We start from the raw sequence: 2,095 nt of genomic DNA, 5'->3' as shown, positions 1-2,095 counted from the left end.
CCGCGATGCGTCGCCCGCCGAGCGCGCCACCAACGAAATCAACACCGGCTTTTACCTCGTCGACGGTGCCCTGCTTCGGTCCGCGCTCGCGGAACTGAAACCGGGCAACGCGCAGGATGAGTACTACCTCACGGATATCGTTGCGATCGTGCGTGCGCGTCGCGAAACAATTGAAGCGTGGGTTGCCACCGACCCGGCGGAGTTCGCCGGAATCAACTCGCGCGAGGAGCTGGCAAGAATGGAAGCGGAAATTCGTGCGACCGTTAATCGAAAACTGATGCAATCCGGCGTGACGCTGGTTGACCCCGCCACCGCCTACATCTCGGAGCAGGCGGAGATCGCGCCCGATTGCGTAATCGGTCCCAACGTCCAGATTCTCGGCGCGTGCAAGCTTGGCGAGGGCGTGCGAATCGACGGGACCGCATGGCTCAGCAACGTGACTGTTGGCCCGCGATGCCATCTGAAGCTGGGGGTGCGCGCCGAAGATTGCGTCATCGGCGAGGAATCCGACATCGGGCCCTTCGCCCATCTGCGCGCGGGTACGGAACTCGCTGGCCACAATCGAATCGGCAATTTCGTCGAGACCAAAAAAGCGCGCCTTGGCCGCGGCACCAAGGCCAGCCATTTGAGCTATCTAGGCGACGCGAACATCGGCGCCGACACCAACATCGGATGCGGCGTCATCACCGTGAACTACGACGGCTACGACAAGCATCAAACGGAAATCGGCGACCGCTGTATGGTCGGATGCGACACGCAACTGGTCGCGCCGGTAAAGGTCGGCAGCGACGTGTACGTCGCGTCCGGGACGACGATTATCCGCGAGGTGCCCGACGGCTCTCTCGTAATGTCGCACCATCCGCAGCGCGAAAAAGCCGGCTGGATGGCAAGCTGGCGCAAGCGCCACAACGACAGCCCCGATGGCAGTTTGATGCGCAAGAAGGATCACTAGAAAACTAGGCGCGTGGTTTGAAGGTAAGCGAAACCCGCCGTGGGTTTCGCGCTTCCTTGGGCAGGGGTAACCCGTGCACCTTAGTGATCAGGATGCGGGCTTCGCCCTGTTAGAAGTGGGATAGGGCAGAGGCGTGAAAAGCTTCGAACCGGGGCGCGGCGCTTGAACTCACTCGGCTGAGCGAGAATAATCATTGGAACGAGGTGACGGTCGAGGCGATAGAAAATAAAGAACGAGAGTAGCGCCAGGACTCATGGCAGCATGAGTTGACGAGGTGGAAGCAGTATCGAAAGATTCGGCGGATGGCTTCCCGGCTCCACAGTCGATAGAGGCGAGCAGTTAAACCGCGCGGGTGACCGCGCGACAAAACGCGCCTCGAGTGGCAGAGCATCCAACTCTGACGTGATTTTCCAAACTCTCCAGCACAACTTATTTCGTTATCGTTTCGCATCGTCGTGCGTTCGAAAAACTCTGTAACGTTCCCTGCAAACGCGGGGAAAGGAGCGAACGACCATGTGCGGAATAATCGGTTACGTCGGGCCGAACGAGGCCTACCCTATCCTGCTCGGCGGGCTCGGCCGCCTCGAGTATCGCGGCTACGATTCGGCCGGCGTTGCAACTATCGCCGATAGCGGCAAGCTCGAAATTCGGCGCGCCAAAGGCAAGCTCGAAAATCTGCGCCATCTGCTGGCCGACTCGCCGCTGCGCGGACATATCGGAATCGGACACACGCGATGGGCGACGCATGGACGCCCGTCCGAGGAAAACGCGCATCCGCACAAGGCCGGCCCGGTCGCGGTGATTCACAACGGCATCGTCGAGAACTTCGTCGAGCTGCGCGCCGAGCTGCTCGCGCGCGGTCACAAGCTCAGCTCCGAAACCGACACCGAGCTGATCTCTCATCTGATCGAGGAAAAGCTCAAAGGCGGTCTCGGCCTGACCGAGGCCGTGCGCGAGGCCGTCCTGCGAATCCGCGGTTCGTTCTCGATCGTGGTGCTATCGGAAACCGATCCCGGCAAGCTGGTTGCCGCCAAGACTGCGACGCCGCTTGTGTTGGGTCTCGGCGACGGCGAGAATTTTATCGCGTCGGATATCCCCGCGATTCTAGAGCACACGCGGAGCGCGATGGTCCTGGAAGACGGC

At 61.0% G+C, this 2,095-nt stretch carries 1 protein-coding gene and 1 pseudogene; both read left to right on the top strand.

Annotated features, from left to right (window positions below):
* On the top strand, nucleotides 1-952 hold a 952-nt coding region (locus VIW95_RS07450), incomplete at its 5' end, for a bifunctional UDP-N-acetylglucosamine diphosphorylase/glucosamine-1-phosphate N-acetyltransferase GlmU (RefSeq protein ID WP_349259301.1).
* Between the two features lie 513 nt (nucleotides 953-1,465).
* Nucleotides 1,466-2,095, top strand: a pseudogene (locus tag VIW95_RS07445) (glutamine--fructose-6-phosphate aminotransferase); the annotation flags it as partial.

The sequence above is a fragment of the Binatus sp. (SeqCode) genome, from assembly GCF_036522015.1.
GTDB lineage: Bacteria > Desulfobacterota > Binatia > Binatales > Binataceae > Binatus.
This window is presented reverse-complemented; position numbering and strand designations above follow the sequence as displayed.